We start from the raw sequence: 15,673 nt of genomic DNA, 5'->3' as shown, positions 1-15,673 counted from the left end.
GAGGTTATTTTAACACAGTTTGTTTTAAAAACCTAAAACAGTGCTTCTTAAAAAAGCTCCGCGCATGCGGAGCTCTTGGCCAATCAGACAATATATTTTTCAGCCTCAAAAACGCCCGCTGCCGCTTCACGTTTTTTCTGAATGACGTTTTTAGGTGTTACGCGCGTGAGCTTGCGCAGAGCGGAAAGCATCATGCGGAGTGAATCTCCTTCTTCCATTGCGATGAGGGATTCCTTCGCGTGCGCTTCAATTTCATTAAAGGCTTCTTGAACGAAAATTTCTGTATACAGCACCTTTTGCGCCGCTTTTTCTTCGCCTTGCGCGGCAATGGCCTTTTCCGTTCTGAGCACGGCTGATTCCATTGCATACACATTGCTGACGATATCCGCGACGTTGACGAGAATTTCTTGTTCGCGATCGATGGCTTTTCCGTATTTTTGCGCGGCGAGACCGGCAGCGAACAGCGCGATTTTTTTGGCTTGCTTAACGATATATTTCTCCTGCTCTAACACGCCGCTGCCAGGCTCTTCAGGCATAAGCATCATGAGTTCTTCCTGCAGCAATTGCGCTTTTTCAAATAGAGGCAGTTCGCCTTTGAGCGCTTTTTTCAGGAAGGTGCTTGGCACGATTAACCGGTTGATTTCGTTTGTGCCTTCAAAAATCCGATTGATCCTTGAATCCCTGTAGGCTCTTTCTACTTCGTACTCCTGCATAAAACCGTAGCCTCCATGAATCTGCACGCCTTCATCTACGATATAATCAAGCGTTTCAGAGCCAAATACCTTATTCAGAGAGCATTCGATGGCATATTCGGCAATTGACTTGGCAATTTGCCGGCCGTCCTTGAGATCTTCGGCTGTAAACTGGCTCATATTGTCTTCAAACAGCCCAACAGTTCTGTACACAGAGCTTTCCATCGCGTACAGCCTTGATGCCATTGTCGCAATTTTTTCCTGGGTCAGCGAAAAGCTAGCAATCGGCGTTTTAAATTGGCGCCGCTGATTTGCGTATGCCGCAGACAGCTCGATTACCCGCTTAGATGCACCGATTGTGCCAACCGCCAGCTTGTAGCGGCCGATGTTTAAAATATTAAAGGCGATGACATGCCCTTTGCCGATTTCTCCAAGCAGGTTTTCTTTTGGCACTTCAGCCTGATCTAAAATAAGCGTTCTTGTCGATGATCCTTTGATTCCCATTTTCTTTTCTTCCGGACCCGTGGATACACCCGGGAAATTTTTTTCCACAATAAAGGCCGAGAACTTTTCGCCATCCACTTTAGCGTAAACAACAAATACATCAGCAAAGGCAGAGTTGGTAATCCACTGTTTTTCCCCGGTTAACACGTAATGCGTTCCTGCTTCATTTAGCACGGCTGTTGTTTTTGCTCCAAGCGCATCAGACCCAGAGCCCGGCTCAGTCAGTGCATAAGCAGCGATCTTTTCGCCTGAAGCGAGTCCTGGCAAATATGTTTTCTTTTGCTCTTCTGATCCGAAAAAGACGATCGGCAAGGACCCGATGCCGACATGCGCCCCATAAGAAAGAGAAAAGCTTCCCGCACGCGAAAATTTTTCAGTGATGAGTGCCGAGCTGATTTTATCAAGACCGAGCCCTCCGTATTCCTCAGGCACATCAGCGCCAAGCAGCCCAAGTTCGCCCGCTTTCTTCAACAGCCTGACGGAATGCTCGAATTGATGGTTTTCGATGTCATCTATATGAGGGAGAACATCCTGCTCAATGTAGTCCTCAGTTGTTTTCGCAATCATTTTATGCTCGTCAGTGAAATCTTCCGGTGTATACATTTGATCGTATGGAACATCCTCGATTAAGAAACCGCCGCCTTTTTGTACTTCAGCCGCTTTTTTTGCCATTTGTTTTTCCCCCTTTAGCATAATTCAAATACACCGGCCGCTCCCATCCCGCCGCCGATACACATTGTAACGACTCCAAATTGCTCGTTTCTCCGTTTCATTTCATGAATCAGTGAGAGTGTAAGCTTTGTACCCGTACAACCAAGCGGATGTCCAAGCGCGATTGCGCCCCCGTTGACATTCACTTTTTCTTCATCAATTCCCAGTTCCCTTATCACTTGAATAGCCTGTGATGCAAAAGCTTCGTTCAGTTCAAACAAGCCGATGTCCTGCAGTTGAAGCCCGGCAAGCTTCAAGGCACGCGGAATGGCTTCCACCGGTCCGATGCCCATCACTTCCGGCGGCACACCGCCTACTGCAAAGGAGCGGAATTTCACAAGCGGCGCTAAGCCCAGTGCATCAGCTTTTTCTCGGTCCATCAGCATAACTGCCGCCGCTCCGTCACTCGTCTGCGAGGAATTGCCCGCAGTAACCGTTCCGTCAACGGAAAAAGCGGGTCGCAATGTCGCTAAGATGTCTGTCGTCGTTTGCGGGCGAACGCCTTCATCCTGAGAAAACACAAACTGTTTTTCCTGAGGCTTATGGTTTTCTCCGATTTCTGTCACCGTCACTTCGACGGGAACAATCTCATCTTTAAATTTCCCCTCTGCAAGAGCTTTGGCCGCGTTCTGGTGGCTGCGAACGGCAAACGCATCCTGGTCCTCGCGGGAGACGCCGTATTTTTTCGCGACCTGCTCGGCTGTGTGGCCCATGCTCATGTAATATTCCGGCGCCTTTTCTGCCAATGCGAGGTTCGGACGGGTCACATGCCCCATCATCGGAACCTGAGACATGGATTCTGCTCCGCCGGCGATCGCTGTATCATAGGCGCCGAGCATAATTTTTTCTGCCGCATATGCGATGGACTGAAGACCTGAAGAGCAGTAGCGATTGACTGTAATTGCCGGGACCGTGTACGGCAGTCCCGCAAGCGCGCCAATATTTCTCGCCATATTTAGCCCCTGTTCCGCTTCAGGTGTTGCACAGCCGATAATCAAATCGTCAATATTGCCTTCGTAGCCGCCTGCCCGTTTCAGTGTTTCTTTTACGCAAATCGCTCCCAAATCATCCGGACGAACGGTGGCCAACGATCCTTTTTTTGCTTTCCCAACCGGTGTTCTTGCACCTGACACTATGACTGCCTCTTTCATAAGCTCCCTCCTAATTCCGTAAAGGTTTACCTTTCACAAGCATATGCTGCATTCTCGCTTGAGATTTCGCCTCTCCTGCCAAACTCAAAAACGCTTCTCTCTCGATCTCCAATAAATACTCTTCATCAACCTCTGTACCGAACGGCACTTTTCCGCCGGCAATGACATAAGCGAGTTTTTTCGCGATCTTGAAATCATGCTCTGATATATAGCCGGACAGCTTCATTTGCTCAGCGCCAAGCAAGAGTGCCGCATAACCGGTTTCTCCCGCCACCTTAACCTTTTCTTTTACAGGCGGCCGCCAGCCGGTATCGTATAAAGATGCGGCCAGCTGTTTTGCATCGTAAAGCAGGTGGTCCTGATTCATGCTGATGTGATCTGTTTCTTTTAAGATGTTCATCTCACGAGCCTCTTGGGCGGAAGCGGATACTTTCGCCATCGCAATCGTTTCAAATGTTTTCATTGCCGCATTCATCGGATCAAGACCGCGGCGAAGATGGTTGATGTACAGCTCTTTGTTTCCACCTCCGCCAGGGATGAGGCCGACGCCGGATTCCACAAGCCCCATATAGGCTTCGCTTGCTGCTTGAATACGAGCCGCCGGCAGACACACTTCCGTTCCTCCGCCGAGCGTCATGCCAAATGGCGCGGCGACAACCGGTTTCGCACTGTATTTGATCTTCATCATCGTCTCTTGGAAACGGCGTATCACGAAATCAACTTCCAAAAAGTTGTCATCCTGGACTTCCATTAAGATCATGCCAAGATTCGCGCCGACGCAGAAATTTTTTCCTTGGTTGCCGATGACAAGGCCTTTGTAGTTCCGCTCTGTTTCCTCTAACGCTTTGTTGATCATTTGAATGATATCGAGGCCGATCGCATTGCTTTTCGAATGGAATTCAAGAAGGGCCACATCATCTCCAAGGTCAATCAAGCTTGCTCCGTTATTTTTTGCAATCACGCCTTTTGTTTCTTTAAGTGCTTGTAAATGAATCCGTTTTTTGTTTTCTTTCACGGCTCTATATTCGCCGCGGTCATAATAAAATACCGTTCCGTTCTCTTTGATGTAGAAGGTTTCATTCCCTTTGTCCAGCATGTCTTTGATCCAGCCAGGCATATCTGCTCCAAGCTGCTCAAACTTTTCTGCCGACTGCCTGAGGCCGATGGCATCCCACATTTCAAACGGGCCCAGCTCCCAGCCGAATCCCCACTTCATTGCTTGGTCAATCGCATGAATATCATCAGCAATCTCACCAAGCAGTTCGGCTGAGTAAAGCAGGGTTTGAGATGTGATATTCCACAGCAGCCTGCCGGCTCTGTCGTCTGAGTAAATAAGCGCTTTCATTTTCGCTTTTGTCCCTTTTGCCTGTTTTGCCGCTTCAAGTGCCGGTGATTTCATTTTTGTCCGCTCGCCATAAGTAAGCGTCACTGGGTCAAGCTCATAAATCGTTTTTCCTTCTTTTTTATAAAAGCCTTGTCCTGCCTTGCTTCCGATCCACCCTTTTTCCAGCATATCGTTCATGAAAACTGGCAGGCGGAACACTTCTTTCTCGTCTCCATCCGCTTTGTCATACACATTTCGGGCGACGTGGGCAAATGTATCGAGTCCGACAACATCAAGCGTTCTGAAGGTCGCGCTTTTCGGTCTGCCGATTAGCGGGCCTGTGATCGAATCAACTTCCCCAACCTGATAGCCGCCTTTCAGCATTTCTTGGACTGTGACGAGAAGTCCATATGTTCCGATGCGGTTTGCGATAAAGTTCGGTGTGTCCTTTGCTGTAACAACGCCTTTGCCGAGGACATTTTCACCGAAGACTGTCATAAACTTTAAAATATCAGGATCAGTTTCCTTAATCGGAATGATCTCCAGCAGCTTTAAATAGCGGGCGGGATTAAAAAAGTGCGTTCCAAGAAAATGGGTTTTAAAATCATCCGACCGGCCTTCAGCCATTTCCTGCACTGATATGCCGGAGGTGTTGCTTGAGACAATGCTCCCAGGCTTCCGGTGTTCATCCACAAGTGCGAAAATTTGCTTTTTAACTTCAAGGTTTTCGACAACGACTTCAATAATCCAATCTGCTTCTTTGAGCTTTGCTGCATCATCCTCCAGATTGCCTGGTGTGATATAGGAGGTATTTTTTGCTGATGTGAGGGGAGCGGGCTTTTGTTTCAGCAGTTTTTTCACCGCCTGCCGGCTCAGCCTGCTGCGCACCTCCGGACTGTCTTTCGTCAGTCCCCTTTTTTCCTCTTCCTTTGTCAAATCGTTCGGCACAATATCAAGCAGCAGGACAGGAATTCCGATGTTAGCCAAATGCGCCGCAATCCCGGAACCCATTACCCCCGATCCTAAAACGGCTGCCTTCCGAATGTGTTTGTGCATGAGATATCCCCCTTGAACATTGAATGAATAGTCATTCATTTTTTGACCAAAAAAAAATGAAACCCGTTTCTTCTTTCATCTTAAAAGATTTCCGGTTCGACTTCAATAGCTAATTTGTTATTTTTTTGTATGAAGCTTATAAAAGACGGGCAACTTAAGCCCGGAGGTGAAGGGAATGGTGCGAGAGAAAAAAAATCCGTCTTCAGCGGCAGTCAGCGCGGCGAGCGTAAAGGGAGATGCCGGTCCGACTCAGCATTACGGCGGCGGAAAACGGACAAGTCAAAATCAGCAGTATAAAAAACATAACATGGAACAATCATAATGCAGCTGCTTCCCGCGGCTGCTTTTACTTTTTCAAGATCCCTTTTAACACAAACGCTGCATTGGCGGGCCGTTCGGCAATTCTTCTCATAAAGTAGCTGAACCAGTCCGTTCCATATGGGACATACACACGCATTCTGTACCCTTCCTTGGCGAGTTCCTTCTGCCGCTCCGGCCTGATGCCGTAAAGCATTTGAAACTCAAATTGTGACGCTGGGATATGATGTTCAGCAACGAGCTGTTTCGTAAACGCAATGATGTCATCGTCATGTGTAGCGACAGCCGTGTAGTTCCCACTTAACAGCTGCAGCTTTATTAGGCTCTGAAAATGAAGGTCTGTTCCTTTTTTGTCTGGAAACGCTACAGCCGCAGATTCTTTATAAGCGCCTTTCACAAGTCTGAGATTCGGCTTTAAGTCGCGCATATTTCTGATATCTTCTGCCGCCCGGTACAGATACGCCTGAATCACCGTGCCGAGCATCTCAAATTCCTGTTTGCATTGCCTGTAGATAGCGAGTGTCTGTTCATAATGAGAATAGTCTTCCATATCAATGGTCACAGCAACACCATATTGCTTCGCAGCGGATAGAATGGCACGCAAATGAGATAGGGCAAGTTCTTCTGAAAGATCGAGCCCGATCGAGGTCAGCTTTAATGAAAGCTCTGAGTCCAATTGATGTTTGGCAATGGCTTGAATGGCCTTCTTGCATTCCTCTGCGACTTGATCTGCTTCTTTTTCTGAAGCGGCATACTCGCCTAAATAATCAATTGTTGCGCATAAACCGGATCTGTTTAGCCTTTTGACGGTCTTAACCGCCGACTCAATTGTATCGCCGGCAACAAACCTTCGTGCCCCAAGCCGCGTTCCGTATGCTTTGGCGAACTTGGTAAGTGTTTTATTTTGAGATAAGAATAAAAACACATGTCTCAACATCCGACTCCCTCCTGCCTTCATCTTCAAAACACCTGTATATAACTCCCAGCCTGAAGGAAACTATAAAATGAACAGAAATCAAAGGAGGATCACAATGGAAAATCAGCAGCAATCTCAAATGCCGCCTTCCGTTATTTCGACAAAGGATCATTTGTATCTGAATGACATGCTGAACTGGAATTTGCTCGCGATGAAAAAAGCGCATTTCATGGCGCAGCAGTGCCAGGATCAATCGTTAAAACAAGAACTCGACCGCGTCGGACACATGCATCATGATCACTATCAAAGAATATTAAAGCACCTGCAGCCAGGCCAGCAGCAGTCCGGCTACATCCAATAAGGAGGCGCCAGAATGAATCAGCAAAATCAGAAAATCAGCAATCCGCAGACACCTGTACCGACAACTTCGGAAATGAATGACAGAGATTTCGTCAATGAGTTGCTGACAACAGAAAAATACATGACAACAGCTTATTGCACAGCCCTGCACGAATTCAGCCACGAGTCTCTTTATCAGGATATTCAATCCATTTTTGATGAGTCACAAAAAGCGCAAAGAAAACTGTATGACCTCATGTTCCAATATGGATGGTATTCTGTTGAAGCGGAGGATGCCCAAAAGCTGCAGCAATCCTATCAAAAATTCCAGCAGACCATTCAGCAGCAGTCTCCATATCAGCAGTAACAACATCAGCAAAAAGGATACGATGTTCTTCCGGGCATCTATCCTTTTTTTGTGCGTAAAATCAGTTGACTTTTCATTAACACTTATTTATATTTAATAAGCATTAACTATTTTGTTATTAAAATATATATACAGTGTATGTAACAGAGGGGAAATGAATATGAAGAGTGCGGATCAGTTAATGTCCGATATCCAATTATCGCTTCAGGCGCTCTTTCAAAAGATACAGCCTGAAATGCTAGAAAGCATGGAAAAACAAGGTATCACTCCAGCGCAGCTGTTTGTGCTGGCCAGCTTAAAGAAACACGGCAGCCTCAAGATTTCTGAAATTGCCGAGCGTATGGAGGTTAAGCCAAGCGCGGTGACGCTAATGGCTGATCGCCTTGAACAAAAAAATCTTATCGCCAGAACACACAACACAAAAGACAGGCGAGTGATTGATCTCAGTCTTACTGATGAAGGAGACAGAAAATTCGAGGAGGTTTTGGCGGGCAGAAAAGCCATTATGGCGCGATACCTTTCCTTCTTGACGGAGGAGGAAATGCTTCAGGCGGCGCATATTACAGAAAAGCTCGCAAAGGCTGCAGCGGAAACTGATGAAAAGCAAAACATGAAAGAAGGAAACGGATGAAATGAGTAATGAAGGCAAACAATCAAAACGAACGTTATTAATAACAGGCTTAATTATTGCCATGTTTTTTTCAGCTCTTGACGGTACCATTGTCGGAACGGCCATGCCGAAAATTGTCGGTGATCTGGGCGGTTTGAGCATGATGACCTGGCTGACAACTGCATATTTGTTAACATCAACAACCATTGTTCCAATTGCCGGTAAACTGGCCGATTTATTGGGACGCCGCATTGTCTATGTATCAGGTTTGATTATTTTTATGGCAGCTTCTGCTTTGTGCGGGATGGCCAACAATATGACAGAATTGATTATCTTCCGAGGACTGCAGGGAATCGGTGGGGGCATTATGATGCCGATGGCGATGATTGTCATCGGTGACTTGTTCACAGGAAAACAGCGTGCTAAATTCCAAGGGGTCTTTGGCGCGATTTACGGGCTAGCTTCAGTGATTGGGCCGCAAATCGGCGGCTGGATTGTAGACTCACTAAACTGGAAATGGGTTTTCTATATTAACCTTCCAGTCGGCATTATTGCGGTTATTTTTATTGCCAGAGGATTGCAGGGCCGTCAGCAGACTGGTCCGATCAACTTCGATATCGCTGGTATTTTCACGATGATTGTCGGGGTTGTCAGCCTCCTTCTCGCCCTAAGCTTTGGCGGAAAAGATTATGCGTGGGGCTCATGGCAGATTCTTGGCTTGTTCGCACTCGCGCTGATCGGCATTGTCAGCTTTATTATCGTAGAATCAAAAGCAAAAGAGCCAATCCTGCCAATGTATTTATTTAAAAACAGAACGTTTACATTTTTAAACCTGATCGGCTTCTTTATGAGTATCGGAATGTTTGGTGCCATTACGTTTGTTCCTTTCTTTATGCAGGGAATTGTCGGAGTCAGCGCGTCTGAATCAGGTACAATTATGACACCGATGATGATCTCTATGATTATTACAAGTATTATCGGCGGCCAGCTTGTTTACAAAGTCGGCATTAAACCGCAAATTATTACAGGCATGATAGTTATGGCCGGAGGATTCCTGCTGTTAACGACTTTGGACCTTGATACGAGTAAGCTTGTTGCTACATCGTATATGGCAATTATTGGTCTAGGAATGGGTCTGGTTATGCCGATTCTGACACTAGCTTTACAGGAAAGCTTTTCGAAGGAGGAGCTTGGGGTTGTCACCTCTTCCAGCCAATTCTTCCGTTCGATCGGAGGAACATTCGGCATTACCATGCTGGGAGCCGTAATGAATGCAAGATCAGGAAGTTTATTAACAGATAAACTGGTGCCGTACTTAGACTCACTTCCGGCACAGGCAAGCTCATTTGCCTCCCAGCTAAAGGGTATGATTGATACAAATCCGCAAGGGCTGCTGCAATCACTGTTCAGCCCGGACGCAATCAAACAAATCCCTGCGGCTTTCTCATCCCATATTATGCCGATATTAAAAACATCGTTGATGGATTCACTCCACAGCGTGTTTTATACAGGCCTGATCTTTATCGCCGTCGGAGCCGTATTTACATTGTTCTTAAAACCTATCAAGCTATCAAATAAGAAAACGGGAGAACAAGTAAAGGAGAAAGCGGCACAAGCCGTTGAATCACCTTCCCATTAATAGAGTGCCCCGCGGATACCAATCCGCGGGGTTTTGTTATTCGATCATCTGAGCCCTTCCATTTCCGAAGGACCAATCCTCATCCTGATTTCCGGCCAGCATAATAAACACATCTTCTTTTCTTACGCCAAGCTGGGAATGAATCCGGCTTGCGATTGAGTGGTAAAGGGCTTTTTTCTGTTCAGTTGTTCTTGACTGTTTCAAGGTAAAATGAATGTATATCAGTTCATTGGTCCGCTCGACCTGCAGATAAGACGGATCATAAAAAAATTCACTATTTTCATATTGCCTGATGACTTGAAAGTAGTCATCTTCCGGCACATTAATTTCTTCGATCATCGATTGGTGAATGGTCCTGCTTAGTTTTTGAAGCCACGCTTCACTTCTTCCCGCCCGTAAATGAATCTGTACAAATGGCATCCCCCGCATCTCCTCTCTTTACAGCGTCTGTCCGCTGTCAATTGTGATGATTTGGCCTGTGAGTGATTCCTGTTCAACAAGCGAACAAATCAATTTGGCGACTTCATCCGGTTCAGCGATACGCTGTAACAGCAAAGTGCCGATCATGCTTTTCATTTTTTCTTCCCGGCCAGCCCACCATCTCGTTGCGACAGCTCCCGGTGCTACACCGCTCACCCTGATTTCGGGCGCTAAGGCGTGGGCCAATGATTTCGTTAAACCGTGCACCGCCGATTTTGACACTGCATAAGGCATAGATGAACCCGCCCCGGTTAACCCTGCGATGCTGCCGACATTTACGATCGCTCCAGCCTTGCTTTTTTTCATGAACGGAACCACTGCCCGCGCGCAGAAAAACATCCCTTTCACATTGACAGCGTATAACTCATCCCAGATGTCTTCTGTCGCAGCTTCAAGATCATCCATTGGAATGTGCCGTGTAATGCTGGCATTATTGACTAAAACATCAATCGTGCCGTATGTTTTCACGATTGATTGAACCATGTCCTGCACTTCGCTGTTTTTTGATACATCCGCTTGGATGGCGAAGGCTCGCCCGCCAGCTTTTTTAATCATATCCACTGTTTCCTGCGCTTCGGATTGTGAACGTGAATAATTCACCGCAACAATCGCTCCGCGTTTTGCCAATTCCATACTGGCTGCTCGTCCGATTCCTGTGCCGCCCCCTGTTACGAGAGCAATTTTGTTCATTACATTCATCGCCGCCACTCCTCGCAGTTAATTAACATATCTTGCTGATTCCATTGTAATCCAGGTCAGGTGTTACGTATAATGATTGTTAAAGATACTTGCTATCACTCAGATTGATAGCAAGCGAACGGAGGAGTTCAAAATGGAAAGTGGAGATTTACGTGTGTTTCAAATGGTAGCCCGTGAAGGCTCCATTACGAAAGCAGCCCTGCAGCTTGGCTATGTGCAATCGAATGTCACAGCCAGAATTCAGCAATTGGAAGCTGAGCTGGGCACCATCCTGTTTTTGCGCCACAATCGGGGTATGACACTTTCTGCAAGCGGAAAACTGCTGCTCAACTACGCAAATAAAATTATCGGCCTGCTGGATGAAGCGTCTAAAGCGCTCTTATCTACTGTAGAGCCAAGCGGACCGCTTATGATCGGCTCCACTCAGACAACAGCCGCGGTAAGGCTTCCGAAACTTCTGGCTTCTTATTATGAAGAACACCCAAACGTCCAGTTGTCTTTAACAACAGGACATACACAATTCCTCCTTGATAAAGTTCTCCGGTATGAATTAGATGGCGCATTTATCGGATGCGAATGCAATCATCCTGAGCTCGAATCCTACCCTGCATTTGAGGAAGAACCAGTAGTTGTTTCAGCTGCCTCCATATCCGATGCAGAGGAAGCCATCAAAAAGCCGATTCTCGTTTACAGCACAGGCTGTTCCTATCGAGAGACACTTGAAAAATGGCTGCGAACTGTCGGTGTCACACAGCCGGTCATTATGGAATTTGGTACGCTTGAAGCGATTATCGGTGGGGTTACAGCAGGTCTTGGCATCTCGTTGCTGCCGAGAACGGTTGTACAGAAACACGAGGCTGAAGGGTCGATTCGATTGTACCCGCTGCCCGAAGCTCTCAGACAGATGAAAACAGAATTTATTGTCCGAAAGGATTCGTTTATCAGCAGCGCGCTGCGGACCTTTATGGATTCCTTTGCGCCAGATAAAACGCCAGAATCACAAAAAAGCAGACTGCTATAATTGGCAGACTGCTTTTTTAGCTATTGTTTGTTTCGATGCGCTTCATTTAATTCCTTAATATGCTGAATGATATCTTTAATGCCCTGCTTCGCGTCAGGATATGTCGCATTCCAATGTTTAGCGAGCGGCGGCATGCTTTTGGCTATATGCGTGTACAAAATCCATTGCTTCACTTCTTCTTTTAGCTCATTGTTTGTGTCACCAAGCAGAAGCTCAGTATACTTCTCCAGCAATCCATCCAGCTGCTCCTGAAGTTTTTGTTCCATTTTCCATCTTCCTTTCGAAAAAACAGCAAGGAGCTTTCTCAAGTGAAAGCTCCTTTCGCTGGCGTTATTTATCCATGTGATGTGAAAGCCGCTTCCTGGACAATGCATCTGCCCCTGCCATGAGGAATGCAAAGAGGCGTTCCGAACAGCGGGTCCTGTGTGACCTGACAGTTCATAGAAAACACATTTTGCACAAGATCACAAGTGATGACCTCTTCCGGACGGCCTTCAGCATAAATCTGTTTATCTTTTATGGCCACAAGATGATGCGCATAGCGGCATGCCAAGTTTAAGTCATGGAGAACCATGACAATCGTCCGCTCTTCCTTTTCATTCAGCTCAAACAGCAAATCAAGAATTTCAATTTGGTGCGTCATGTCTAAATACGTCGTCGGCTCGTCTAAAAGGATAATGTCAGTCTCCTGTGCAAGCGTCATCGCGATCCAAGCCCGCTGGCGCTGTCCGCCTGACAAAGAATCGACGGCGCGGTCAGCCATGTCCTCAAGCTTTGTTGCTTTAAGCGCTCGCTCAACTGCTTCCTCATCCTCTTTTGACCATTGTTTCAGCCAATTTTGATAAGGATATCTTCCTTGCTTCACCAGCTGATGTACTGTCAGCCCCTCTGGAGCCGAAGGACCCTGCGGCAGGATTGCGAGCTCTTTTGCGACTTCCTTTGTCGGAAGCTTGGCAATCGCTCTTCCTTCCAGCAGCACTGAACCGCCTCTCGGCTTCATCAATCGCGCTAATGAACGTAAAAGTGTCGATTTTCCGCAGCCGTTGCTGCCAATAAATACGGTAATTTCACCTTTGGGAATTGTTAAATTCAACTCATCAATAATAACGGCATCCCCGTATCCTAAGCTCAGCGTTTCTGTAGAAATTGCACTCATACCCATAACCGCTCCTTTTTGCTGGCTTTTTAGCAGCACTATGTATTGCACGTTTTCTATATACATGCGTTTTAAGTCAATTGTCATCAATGCAAGTGATTCGATATTCAGCCATTTGATATGGTCATATATCCCTCATTGTAGCAGAAAACAATGACTTTGAAAATCATTTTCAATTAGTTTTTTGGACATAATTGGCGTTTATGGGGTATTTAGCACAAGGTTATTTCTTAATTTCTCTGACTGAGCCGTTCTTCAGCTTCAGCTTTAAGTTGATATGATCATAATGGCTGTCCAGATTAAATGCTGCCAGTACACTGTGGATCACTTCTGTTTCTGCCATTTGGTCTGTCACGGAAAGCTCGCTCAGGATCATTTTCATCTCATCTAGTGCTTCTTCTCCCTCCTGTTTGACGCCGGAGAGCTTATCCTGTATTTCCGCTGTTTCCTGAGTCCCATTTTTTGTATATATACTTTCATAACGATTATGCTCACCATCTCCGTAGCTCACGCGAAGCGAGAAATTGCTGTAAGGAACGGACTTTTGCTGGGTGACGGCTGTATTTTCTCCTTCTGCCTGCTGCTGATCTTCATTGAGACGGCAGCCCGCAATCAGAACCACTGCGAGACAAACAGCCCCGGCTGCTCTGATCAAACGCATATGTTTCCCCCCTGTAGGATTCCATTTATTTTAGGTATATCCAGAGAATGAAATCCTCATTCAGAGGAGAATTGAAAAAGCCGGGGCGTGTATAACGCCACGGCTTCAGCGTGTCGACAAATGCTCGCCCTCCTAGACTTCAAGGGTTTTCATTCACGCTCAAAAGATTCAGTCAGTTGCAAAAAGTCTTTCGCGTCACGCACGGCTAGCTTGATGGCATTCTCCCAGAAATCGCGCTTCGTGATATCAGCACTCAAATGCTTCATCGCCAACTCTTCCACAGTCATAGAAGCCGTATCCTGCAATAGTGCGATATACTTCTCTTCAAACCCGTTTTTTTCTTCAAGCGCCAGTGCGTAAATGCCCAGAGAAAACAGATAGCCGAACGTATAAGGGAAATTGTAAAATGGCACCCTCGTGATATGGAAGTGCAGCTTTGATGCCCAAAAGAGCGGATGGTACTCTCCTAACGAATTGCAGTATGCCTCTTTTTGCGCCTCTTCCATCAGCTCATTCAAACGGCCGGCCGGGACGACTCCCCGCTTTCGTTCTTCGTAAAATCTCGTTTCGAATAAGAACCTTGCATGTATATTCATGAAGAACGCAACGCTTCTTTGCACTTTATCCTCAAGAAGGACAAGCTTTTCTTCCTTCGTCTCCGCTTGCTGGACAGTCGCGTCCGCCACAATCATCTCTGCGAACGTCGAGGCCGTTTCCGCGACGTTCATAGCGTAGGAACGGTTTAACGGCCTGACGTTGAGCATCGATTCCTGATGGAACGCGTGTCCGAGCTCATGTGCAAGCGTTGAGACATTTGAGGCACTTCCCGAAAACGTCATGAAAATCCGCGATTCTCCGCTGTCCGGAAAGCTCGTGCAAAAGCCGCCGACTCTTTTTCCGCTCCTGTTTTCCGCTTCAATCCAGCGGTCCCGAAACGCTTTTTCTGTGAAAGAGGACAGCTTTTTGCCAAACGTTGAAAACTGGCTGACAATGACATTTGCAGCTTCATCATATGAATAGACCTTTCCATCAGAACCAATTGGGGCCTCAACATCGTACCAGCTAAGCTTTTCAAGGCCGAGCATGGATGCTTTCCGGTTCAAAAACTGAACGAACGGCTGCTTGTTTTCAGTGATGACCTGCCACATCGTATCCAGTGTTTCTTTTTTCATTCTGTTGATCTGCAGCGGCTCCTTCAGGACATTCTCCCAGCCGCGCGCTTTATAGGTTTCAAGCCGGAACCCCGCCAAATGATTGAGCGTGTTGCTGAAAATATCCTGTTTGCTTTCCCAAGCTTGATGCAAACGTTCATATATTGTTTTTCTGACAGCGCGGTCTTGATGGTCCATCACATTTTCAGCCTGACCGACAGACAATTGCTTGTTCACACCGTTTTCCTCATACGGTATTGTCATTTTTCCGACAACCATATTGTATAAGTCACTCCAAGCATGATATCCGTCCACCGCAAGGTTTCCAATCAGTTTTTCTTTACCCGGGCTGAGCTTTTCGGCAACCCTCTGTCTTCTTTCATTTAATATGTACGATACATCGCGTAACCCCGGCTTTGTTAATAATTCATTCCACACGTTTTGTTCAATGGCCACCAGTTTATGATCTAATGTGACGAGGGATGATTGAAAATCTGCGGAAAGCCGATTCATGAGTGACTGATGCTCAGTAGCCTTTTGATCACTGATATTCTGGGCCTGAAGGCAAGCAACAAAAGCGCCGGCCTGCTGAAGCTTGACAGATGTCTGTTCGAATAAATCAAGCAAAGCAATCAGTCCTTCAGCATCTTCAGGCGATTCAGGCACCTGAAACGCCTCAGTCATGTCTTGAAAGGCACTCAGACTTTGTGACAGCTTCTCGATATATTTCTTGAATTCTTCTGATTGGCTCCCGCCCTTAAAAAATGAATCAAGATCCCATCTTTGGTCTACCCCTTGCAACGCCATAATACAAAACCCCTTTCCTTCTTTCGTTTTATTATAGAACAATTCTGAATTATTGTATAAAAATTTCTTTT

General features: G+C 46.4%; 16 protein-coding genes. 6 read left to right on the top strand and 10 right to left on the bottom strand.

What is annotated here, in order from left to right:
• Positions 1 to 83 precede the first annotated feature (83 nt).
• The 3 genes from fadE to AC0C66_RS18150 are packed head-to-tail and all read right to left on the bottom strand — an operon-like array spanning position 84 to position 5,438.
• Complete coding sequence (fadE, locus tag AC0C66_RS18160) at positions 84 to 1,868, bottom strand: acyl-CoA dehydrogenase FadE (protein ID WP_472973664.1); 1,785 nt, start codon at positions 1,866 to 1,868, stop codon at positions 84 to 86.
• Between the two features lie 14 nt (positions 1,869 to 1,882).
• Positions 1,883 to 3,058 (bottom strand): acetyl-CoA C-acetyltransferase, encoded by a 1,176-nt coding sequence (locus AC0C66_RS18155; RefSeq protein ID WP_061187974.1) that lies wholly within the window; start codon positions 3,056 to 3,058, stop codon positions 1,883 to 1,885.
• A gap of 10 nt (positions 3,059 to 3,068) precedes the next feature.
• Positions 3,069 to 5,438, bottom strand: coding sequence for a 3-hydroxyacyl-CoA dehydrogenase/enoyl-CoA hydratase family protein (locus AC0C66_RS18150; protein WP_472973663.1), 2,370 nt, complete (start codon positions 5,436 to 5,438; stop codon positions 3,069 to 3,071).
• A 175-nt stretch (positions 5,439 to 5,613) separates the two neighbouring features.
• On the opposite strand from AC0C66_RS18150, the gene AC0C66_RS18145 reads away from it, so the two are divergent.
• On the top strand, positions 5,614 to 5,760 hold the full coding sequence (locus AC0C66_RS18145) for a YuzL family protein (RefSeq protein ID WP_003240817.1): 147 nt from the start codon (positions 5,614 to 5,616) through the stop codon (positions 5,758 to 5,760).
• Positions 5,761 to 5,784: 24 nt separating this feature from the next.
• On the opposite strand, the gene AC0C66_RS18140 is transcribed toward AC0C66_RS18145, so the two are convergent.
• Positions 5,785 to 6,693 carry a proline dehydrogenase family protein gene (locus tag AC0C66_RS18140; RefSeq protein ID WP_014115090.1) on the bottom strand — a complete coding sequence of 303 codons (909 nt, stop codon included), beginning with the start codon at positions 6,691 to 6,693 and terminating at the stop codon, positions 5,785 to 5,787.
• A gap of 94 nt (positions 6,694 to 6,787) precedes the next feature.
• On the opposite strand from AC0C66_RS18140, the gene AC0C66_RS18135 reads away from it, so the two are divergent.
• The 4 genes from AC0C66_RS18135 to mdtP all read left to right on the top strand — a co-directional run bounded on the left by AC0C66_RS18135 (position 6,788) and on the right by mdtP (position 9,627).
• The gene (locus AC0C66_RS18135) at positions 6,788 to 7,033 is read left to right on the top strand and encodes a hypothetical protein (protein ID WP_014115091.1); all 246 of its coding nucleotides are present in this window, start codon (positions 6,788 to 6,790) and stop codon (positions 7,031 to 7,033) included.
• Between the two features lie 12 nt (positions 7,034 to 7,045).
• Complete coding sequence (locus AC0C66_RS18130) at positions 7,046 to 7,378, top strand: spore coat protein (protein WP_003222766.1); 333 nt, start codon at positions 7,046 to 7,048, stop codon at positions 7,376 to 7,378.
• Between the two features lie 160 nt (positions 7,379 to 7,538).
• Positions 7,539 to 8,009 carry a MarR family transcriptional regulator MdtR gene (mdtR, locus tag AC0C66_RS18125; protein WP_072183518.1) on the top strand — a complete coding sequence of 157 codons (471 nt, stop codon included), beginning with the start codon at positions 7,539 to 7,541 and terminating at the stop codon, positions 8,007 to 8,009.
• Between the two features lies 1 nt (position 8,010).
• On the top strand, positions 8,011 to 9,627 hold the full coding sequence (gene mdtP, locus AC0C66_RS18120; RefSeq protein WP_014115093.1) for a multidrug efflux MFS transporter MdtP: 1,617 nt from the start codon (positions 8,011 to 8,013) through the stop codon (positions 9,625 to 9,627).
• Between the two features lie 36 nt (positions 9,628 to 9,663).
• Here mdtP and AC0C66_RS18115 read toward each other — a convergent pair whose 3' ends face one another.
• Together AC0C66_RS18115 and AC0C66_RS18110 are read right to left on the bottom strand one after the other, a co-directional pair.
• Positions 9,664 to 10,047 (bottom strand): tautomerase family protein, encoded by a 384-nt coding sequence (locus AC0C66_RS18115; protein WP_072183517.1) that lies wholly within the window; start codon positions 10,045 to 10,047, stop codon positions 9,664 to 9,666.
• Positions 10,048 to 10,065: 18 nt separating this feature from the next.
• Complete coding sequence (locus AC0C66_RS18110) at positions 10,066 to 10,806, bottom strand: SDR family NAD(P)-dependent oxidoreductase (protein ID WP_087987502.1); 741 nt, start codon at positions 10,804 to 10,806, stop codon at positions 10,066 to 10,068.
• 133 nt (positions 10,807 to 10,939) lie between these two features.
• Between AC0C66_RS18110 and AC0C66_RS18105 the strand changes: the two genes are divergently transcribed.
• A complete protein-coding gene (locus AC0C66_RS18105; protein ID WP_087987503.1) occupies positions 10,940 to 11,827 on the top strand; it encodes a LysR family transcriptional regulator in 888 nt (295 codons plus the stop codon).
• Between the two features lie 20 nt (positions 11,828 to 11,847).
• On the opposite strand, the gene AC0C66_RS18100 is transcribed toward AC0C66_RS18105, so the two are convergent.
• From AC0C66_RS18100 to AC0C66_RS18085, 4 genes are all read right to left on the bottom strand, one after another.
• Positions 11,848 to 12,135 (bottom strand): YusU family protein, encoded by a 288-nt coding sequence (locus AC0C66_RS18100; RefSeq protein WP_014115097.1) that lies wholly within the window; start codon positions 12,133 to 12,135, stop codon positions 11,848 to 11,850.
• 26 nt (positions 12,136 to 12,161) lie between these two features.
• Positions 12,162 to 12,989 carry an ABC transporter ATP-binding protein gene (locus AC0C66_RS18095; RefSeq protein ID WP_079288351.1) on the bottom strand — a complete coding sequence of 276 codons (828 nt, stop codon included), beginning with the start codon at positions 12,987 to 12,989 and terminating at the stop codon, positions 12,162 to 12,164.
• Between the two features lie 217 nt (positions 12,990 to 13,206).
• Positions 13,207 to 13,644, bottom strand: coding sequence for a YusW family protein (locus AC0C66_RS18090; protein WP_041906010.1), 438 nt, complete (start codon positions 13,642 to 13,644; stop codon positions 13,207 to 13,209).
• A 149-nt stretch (positions 13,645 to 13,793) separates the two neighbouring features.
• Positions 13,794 to 15,602, bottom strand: a complete 1,809-nt coding sequence (locus AC0C66_RS18085) for a M3 family oligoendopeptidase (protein ID WP_472962884.1) — start codon at positions 15,600 to 15,602, stop codon at positions 13,794 to 13,796.
• Positions 15,603 to 15,673 lie beyond the last annotated feature (71 nt).

Source organism: Bacillus sp. VA13 (assembly GCF_055710085.1).
The sequence above is the reverse complement of the archived record's forward strand: the minus strand, read 5'-3'. Positions and strand labels throughout refer to the sequence as shown.

Excerpts from the sequence above, each read along its gene's own strand:
- AC0C66_RS18110 (WP_087987502.1), bottom strand. The coding sequence starts at position 10,806 with ATGAATGTAATGAACAAAATTGCTCTCGTAACAGGGGGCGGCACAGGA.
- mdtP (WP_014115093.1), top strand. The coding sequence starts at position 8,011 with ATGAGTAATGAAGGCAAACAATCAAAACGAACGTTATTAATAACAGGC.
- AC0C66_RS18150 (WP_472973663.1), bottom strand. The coding sequence starts at position 5,438 with ATGCACAAACACATTCGGAAGGCAGCCGTTTTAGGATCGGGGGTAATG.
- AC0C66_RS18095 (WP_079288351.1), bottom strand. The coding sequence starts at position 12,989 with ATGGGTATGAGTGCAATTTCTACAGAAACGCTGAGCTTAGGATACGGG.
- AC0C66_RS18140 (WP_014115090.1), bottom strand. The coding sequence starts at position 6,693 with ATGTTGAGACATGTGTTTTTATTCTTATCTCAAAATAAAACACTTACC.
- AC0C66_RS18155 (WP_061187974.1), bottom strand. The coding sequence starts at position 3,058 with ATGAAAGAGGCAGTCATAGTGTCAGGTGCAAGAACACCGGTTGGGAAA.
- AC0C66_RS18085 (WP_472962884.1), bottom strand. The coding sequence starts at position 15,602 with ATGGCGTTGCAAGGGGTAGACCAAAGATGGGATCTTGATTCATTTTTT.
- AC0C66_RS18115 (WP_072183517.1), bottom strand. The coding sequence starts at position 10,047 with ATGCCATTTGTACAGATTCATTTACGGGCGGGAAGAAGTGAAGCGTGG.
- AC0C66_RS18105 (WP_087987503.1), top strand. The coding sequence starts at position 10,940 with ATGGAAAGTGGAGATTTACGTGTGTTTCAAATGGTAGCCCGTGAAGGC.
- fadE (WP_472973664.1), bottom strand. The coding sequence starts at position 1,868 with ATGGCAAAAAAAGCGGCTGAAGTACAAAAAGGCGGCGGTTTCTTAATC.
- AC0C66_RS18145 (WP_003240817.1), top strand. The coding sequence starts at position 5,614 with ATGGTGCGAGAGAAAAAAAATCCGTCTTCAGCGGCAGTCAGCGCGGCG.
- AC0C66_RS18130 (WP_003222766.1), top strand. The coding sequence starts at position 7,046 with ATGAATCAGCAAAATCAGAAAATCAGCAATCCGCAGACACCTGTACCG.
- AC0C66_RS18135 (WP_014115091.1), top strand. The coding sequence starts at position 6,788 with ATGGAAAATCAGCAGCAATCTCAAATGCCGCCTTCCGTTATTTCGACA.
- mdtR (WP_072183518.1), top strand. The coding sequence starts at position 7,539 with ATGAAGAGTGCGGATCAGTTAATGTCCGATATCCAATTATCGCTTCAG.
- AC0C66_RS18090 (WP_041906010.1), bottom strand. The coding sequence starts at position 13,644 with ATGCGTTTGATCAGAGCAGCCGGGGCTGTTTGTCTCGCAGTGGTTCTG.